Source organism: Actinomadura verrucosospora (assembly GCF_039540335.1).
Lineage (GTDB): Bacteria > Actinomycetota > Actinomycetes > Streptosporangiales > Streptosporangiaceae > Spirillospora > Spirillospora verrucosospora.
In genome coordinates, this window is sequence record NZ_BAABEV010000058.1 from 1 (window position 1) to 4868 (window position 4868).

General features: G+C 71.3%; 6 protein-coding genes. 4 read left to right on the forward strand and 2 right to left on the reverse strand.

Annotated features, from left to right (window positions below; all coding sequences use genetic code 11):
- A partial coding sequence (locus tag ABD944_RS37880) for a hypothetical protein (RefSeq protein WP_345185693.1) occupies positions 1–194 on the forward strand: 194 nt, incomplete at its 5' end.
- A 213-nt stretch (positions 195–407) separates the two neighbouring features.
- Positions 408–797: a VOC family protein gene (locus tag ABD944_RS37885; RefSeq protein ID WP_345185697.1), complete on the forward strand. Its 390-nt coding sequence runs from the start codon at positions 408–410 to the stop codon at positions 795–797.
- Positions 798–906: 109 nt separating this feature from the next.
- On the opposite strand, the gene add is transcribed toward ABD944_RS37885, so the two are convergent.
- Positions 907–1899, reverse strand: a complete 993-nt coding sequence (gene add / locus ABD944_RS37890; RefSeq protein WP_345185702.1) for an adenosine deaminase — start codon at positions 1897–1899, stop codon at positions 907–909.
- Between the two features lie 183 nt (positions 1900–2082).
- Between add and ABD944_RS37895 the strand changes: the two genes are divergently transcribed.
- Positions 2083–3201 (forward strand): NADAR family protein, encoded by a 1119-nt coding sequence (locus ABD944_RS37895; protein WP_345185706.1) that lies wholly within the window; start codon positions 2083–2085, stop codon positions 3199–3201.
- Positions 3202–3234: 33 nt separating this feature from the next.
- Here the strand turns inward: ABD944_RS37895 and ABD944_RS37900 are convergent, their stop codons facing one another.
- Positions 3235–4113 (reverse strand): HhH-GPD family protein, encoded by an 879-nt coding sequence (locus ABD944_RS37900; RefSeq protein WP_345185710.1) that lies wholly within the window; start codon positions 4111–4113, stop codon positions 3235–3237.
- 69 nt (positions 4114–4182) lie between these two features.
- On the opposite strand from ABD944_RS37900, the gene ABD944_RS37905 reads away from it, so the two are divergent.
- Complete coding sequence (locus ABD944_RS37905) at positions 4183–4794, forward strand: hypothetical protein (protein ID WP_345185714.1); 612 nt, start codon at positions 4183–4185, stop codon at positions 4792–4794.
- Positions 4795–4868: the final 74 nt, after the last annotated feature.

The window sequence follows — 4868 nt, forward strand, 5'->3', positions numbered from 1 at the left end:
CCCTGTCGGAGAAGATCCTCTACAACGAGCTCAAGCCCGGCCAGATCGTCATCGTCGGCACCGAGGGCTTCGACCCCGACAACACCGACACCGCCGAGAACGCCAAGTTCACCTTCAAGGGCGTGCCGAAGCCGTCGACCGTCCCCGACAGCCCGCCGCCCATCGAGGGCGCGGTCAACTTCAACAAGGACTGACGTCCCGCGCGCGAAGGCCCGCGACCGGTTCCCGGTCGCGGGCCTTCCGCACGTTCGCGGCTCGCGCGTTGGCGGCTCGCGCGTTGGCGGCTTGCACGTTGGCGGCTCGCGCGTGGCGGCTCGCATGTGTGGGGCTCGCGTGTGGGTGGCTGGCATGGGCGTGATTCTCCTGGGCAGCTTCCCCTCACAAGATCGACTGTCTCGGGAGCCGCCATGAGCCGTCTGACCCTCTCCGCCCCCGTCCTCGACGCCCCCGACCCGCACGTGCTGGCGAACTTCTACCAGCGCCTCCTCGGTTGGACGGTCGTGCAGGACGAGCCCGACTGGGTGAAGCTGCGTCCCCCGGGCGGCGGAACCGGCCTGTCGTTCCAGACAGAGCCGCTCTACAAGCCCCCCACGTGGCCCGCCGCGGACGGCGCCCAGTTGCAGATGGCCCACCTCGACTTCGAGGTGGACGACGTGGACGCCGCCGGAAAGCACGCCGAGGCAGTGGGCGCCGTCCTGGCCGACTTCCAGCCGGATGACGACTTCCGGGTCTACCAGGACCCGGCGGGGCACCTGTTCTGCCTCTTCACGCGCGAGCCGGAGAAGCCGGTGGGTTAATCCACAGAACGCTGTTCGGTCTCTGGCGCCCGCCGCGCTCGGGAACCCTGAAGGTGACTTCAGGGAGGCCCAGTGTGCGACCAGATCGCCATCCGAAGACCCCGCCCGCTCACCTCGAAGCGGAGGGGGGCGGGGTGGCAAGCCAGGCCTGTATCGCTTCTCCGAGGGCCTTCTTGGCCTGAGGCGGGGCGAAGGAGGCGGTGACCGAGGCTCGGGCCAGGTCGGCCAGGGTGAGGTCGTCGTAGGTGAAAGTGGCGCGGACGTGCGCGTACTCGGTGGCGAGGGGGGTGTTGATCAGGGCGGGGATGTCGGTGTTGAGAGTGACCAGCAGGCCCGCTTCGCGGAGGCGGGGGAGGGGGTGCGCGTCCAGGGACGGGACGAATCCCAGCGCGACGTTGGAGGAGGGGCAGACCTCCAGGGGGATCCCGCGTTCGCGGACCTCGGCCACCAGGTCGGGATCGTCCAGGATCCGGATGCCGTGGCCCAGCCGCTCGGTGCGGCCGGGGCCGAGCGCCTGCCGGATGCTGGCCGCGCCCTCGGCCTCGCCCGCGTGGTGGACGACGTGGAGCCCGGCGTCGTGCGCGGCGGCGAAGACCTCGGTGAACGGGTCACCGGGGTGGGCCTCGTCGCCGGCGAGGCCGACGGCGACCACGCGCTCGTGACGCCGGGCCAGGTCCAGGGTCCGCCAGGCGCGCTCGACGGAGCGGCGGCGGGAGTGGTCGAGGATCACGCGGCACTCGATGCCGAAGGCCTCCCGGCCCGCCTCAAGGCCCTCCAGGACGGCCGCCAGAGGCATGCCGAGGTCTCCGAGGCGCTCGCCGTGCGCGGCGGCCGTGAACGAGACCTCGGCGTACCGGACGCCCTGGGCCGCCTCGTCCTCGCAGAACTCGTAGGCGATGCGGTGGAAGTCCTCGGGCCGCTGCAGGCAGGCGCGGACGAGGTCGTTCTGCGCGAAGAAGGAGGCGAAGTCGCCGAACGCGCCGAGGTCTTCGGGGACCGGCACGCCGTTGGCGGCGCCGATCTCGCGGAGTGTGGCGCCGCGGACGGTGCTCTCAAGGTGGACGTGGAGGTGGGCTTTGGGCAGGGTCAGCAGATCACGCACTGGCGTACGGTACGCGCCCGGGCCCTGGGCTGACGAGCGAATTTCCGTTGACCGGCGGGGCGGGACCGGCCCAAGATCGACCGAATGCGCGGCCCCGAGGTGCGGTTCGGGCCACCGGGTGAGGTGACGGCGGCCGAGCGGCTGCGCTCCGCTTCCCTGGATGAGGATTGAGGAGTTTCCCTGTTGCTACGGATCCACCGGACAGAGGACGGACGGCGCATCGAGGGCGTCGCGCGGCCCGTCTTCATCCACAACGGCTCCTACCACCTCACGAACCTGCTGGTGTTCGCGGATGGCGCCATCAACTGCTGGGAGTGGGTCGACCTGGAGGGTCTTCGGGGGAAGCTCGAATGCGGCTGGGTGGTGACGGAGGTACCCGAGGGCGGTGAGATCAGCGCGTTCGAGCTCGGCCGGTGGAAGGCCGCCGAGCCGATGTTCGGCCTCACCTCGGAGATGCTGCTGGGGGAGGTGGCCGACGACATCGAGCGCCTGAACAACCGGCCCGATTCCACCGACCGCTGTCTGGCGGCGCTGGACCGGTACCTGGAGTCGCGTGACGAGGCCGACCGGCTGGCGCTGCGCGAGGCCTACCTGGCGATGCCCGCCCACAAGCGCCACTACTCGCTCGGTGACATGGACAACAAGGACCGGCCGCTGGTCTTTCTGTGCACCGACGTCGGGGAGCGTCCGATCGGCGGCTGGTTCGACGATGACGTGGTGACCGAAGCCATGCGGGAATGGGCTCTGGACTACTTCGCGGAGGAGGCCCGTGCACGCGCCGAATACGAATCGAAGAGGTCGGGGGACGATCCACAGGAACCCCTGGGCGGGACGATTCACCTGGGCGGGCGCGTGTTTCCGCGAGGATGGCCGGAGAACCCGGGAATCGACGCCCTTCAGAACGACTACCCGGCCCCGATCGAGGCCGGCGGCGTCCTCTACCCGTCGGTCACGCACGCCTACTGGGCGCTGTCCACCGAGGATCCCCAGGTCCGGGAGCGGATTCGCGCCGTGGAACGCCCCTACGACGCCCAGAAGCTCGCCGAAGAGGCCTCACGCGTCCAGGGATGGCCACAGGTCAGGACGGCCGTGATGGCGGGCCTCATGCGCGCCAAATACGCGCGGCATCCCGAGCTGGCGGAGATCCTTCTCGGCACGGGAGACGCCCCCATCGGGTATGGCGGAATCGAATCCGACCACTGGATCACGCGCGGAGACAGAGGCCGCAACTGGGTGGGCCGGCTGCTGGAGCTCATCCGATCCGAAATTCGCGCACAGAGAGCCGGCCTGCCATTCCCCTGAGAAGGCGGATCCCTCGCGGACGGTCGCGAGAGTTCAGCCGGGAAGGGCGTAGCGGCCGTCTTCGAGGGGGTCGACCAGGCCGTCCGCGATGAGGGTGTCCAGGGCGCGTTCGCGTTGGACGGCGTCCGACCAGACGATGTCCAGGGCTGGTTTCTCGACCGGGTGTTCGGCGTCCCGCAGGACGGCCAGGAGTCGCCCCCGGCATTGCCGGTCGGTTCCGGCGTACGTCTGGCCCCTTCGCGGCGGCCCGTCGTAGGCGGGACGGCCGGTCAGCTGCCACGTGCACCTGTCGATGACGGGGCAGTCGACGCAGCGAGGCGAACGGGCTGTGCAGACGAGCGCGCCCAGTTCCATGACCGCGACGGCCCAGCGGGCGGCGGTCGGCGGGTCGAGCGGCAGGAGGCTCTCCGCGAGTGTGACCTCGGCCTTGGTCTGCGCCTTCGGCGGGTACTCGACGCCGGAGAGCAGCCGGGCCAGGACCCGGCGGACGTTGGTGTCGAGGACGGCGTGCCGCTGCCGGAACGCGAAGCTGGCGACGGCGGCGGCGGTGTAGGCGCCGATGCCGGGGAGCGCCAGCAGGTCCGCGTGCGAGGAGGGGACGTCGCCGCCGTGCCGTTCGGTGATCGCGCGGGCGGCCTCGTGGAGGCGCAGCGCGCGGCGCGGGTAGCCGAGCCGGCCCCACGCGCGGACGGCCTCGCCGGACGGTTCGGCGGCGAGCGCGGCGGGCGTCGGCCAGCGGGTCGTCCAGGCCTCCCAGACGGGCAGGACGCGGGAGACCGGTGTCTGCTGAAGCATGATCTCGCTGACGAGGACGCCCCAGGGGGTCGCGTCCGGCGCCCGCCACGGGAGGTCCCGTGCGTTCGCGTCGTACCAGGCGAGGATCGGCGTGGTGAGTGCGGATTCGGTGTTCATGGCGCGTCGCCATTGTGGCACGCGGCGGGTCGCCCGCTCTTCCCGCCCAGGTGAATGCATACTGCCCGCATGGGGGCGAACACTGAGCGCGACCGGGACGGCTCTGGGCTCGATCGGTACTGGCGCCGGCGCGTGTGGGCCCTGGCAGGCGTCCTCGGGGCCGTGGGCCTGCTGGCGTGGACGTGCCAGGGAGGCGCCGGGGAGGAGAAGCCGGGCCGCGACGCGGGCGCGGCCGAGCGGACGAGCGCCCCGCCGCCGAGCGCGATGCCGACGGTCACCGTCACCACGACGACCACGCCCGCGCCCGAGCAGGCCGACGGCGGCCCCTGCGGCCGCGGTGACCTCGTGGTGAACATGTCCGCCGCGAAGAACGTCTACGCGGGGTCCGAGCGTCCGGAGTTCCGGGTCACGGTCGTCAGCACGCGTGACGGCTCCTGCGCGTTCGACACGGGGTCGCTGGAGGTGCGCATCACCTCCGGCGCGGACCGCGTCTGGTCGTCGAGCAAGTGCCGCAAGGGCGACGCCCCCAAGGCGACGCTACGGCGCGGCATCCCTTACGTCGACGACGTCGTCTGGGACCGCCACCGCGACTGCAAGAACACCGTCCGAGCCCGCCCCGGCACCTACGTGGCCACCCTGAAAGGCGCAAAGGCCAAGAAACAAGTCTTCGCCCTCCGCTAACCCCTCGCCCACACCCCAACCCGCTCCGCCTGTGCTGGCCGCAACCCGCTCCGCCTGTGCTGGCCGCAACTCGC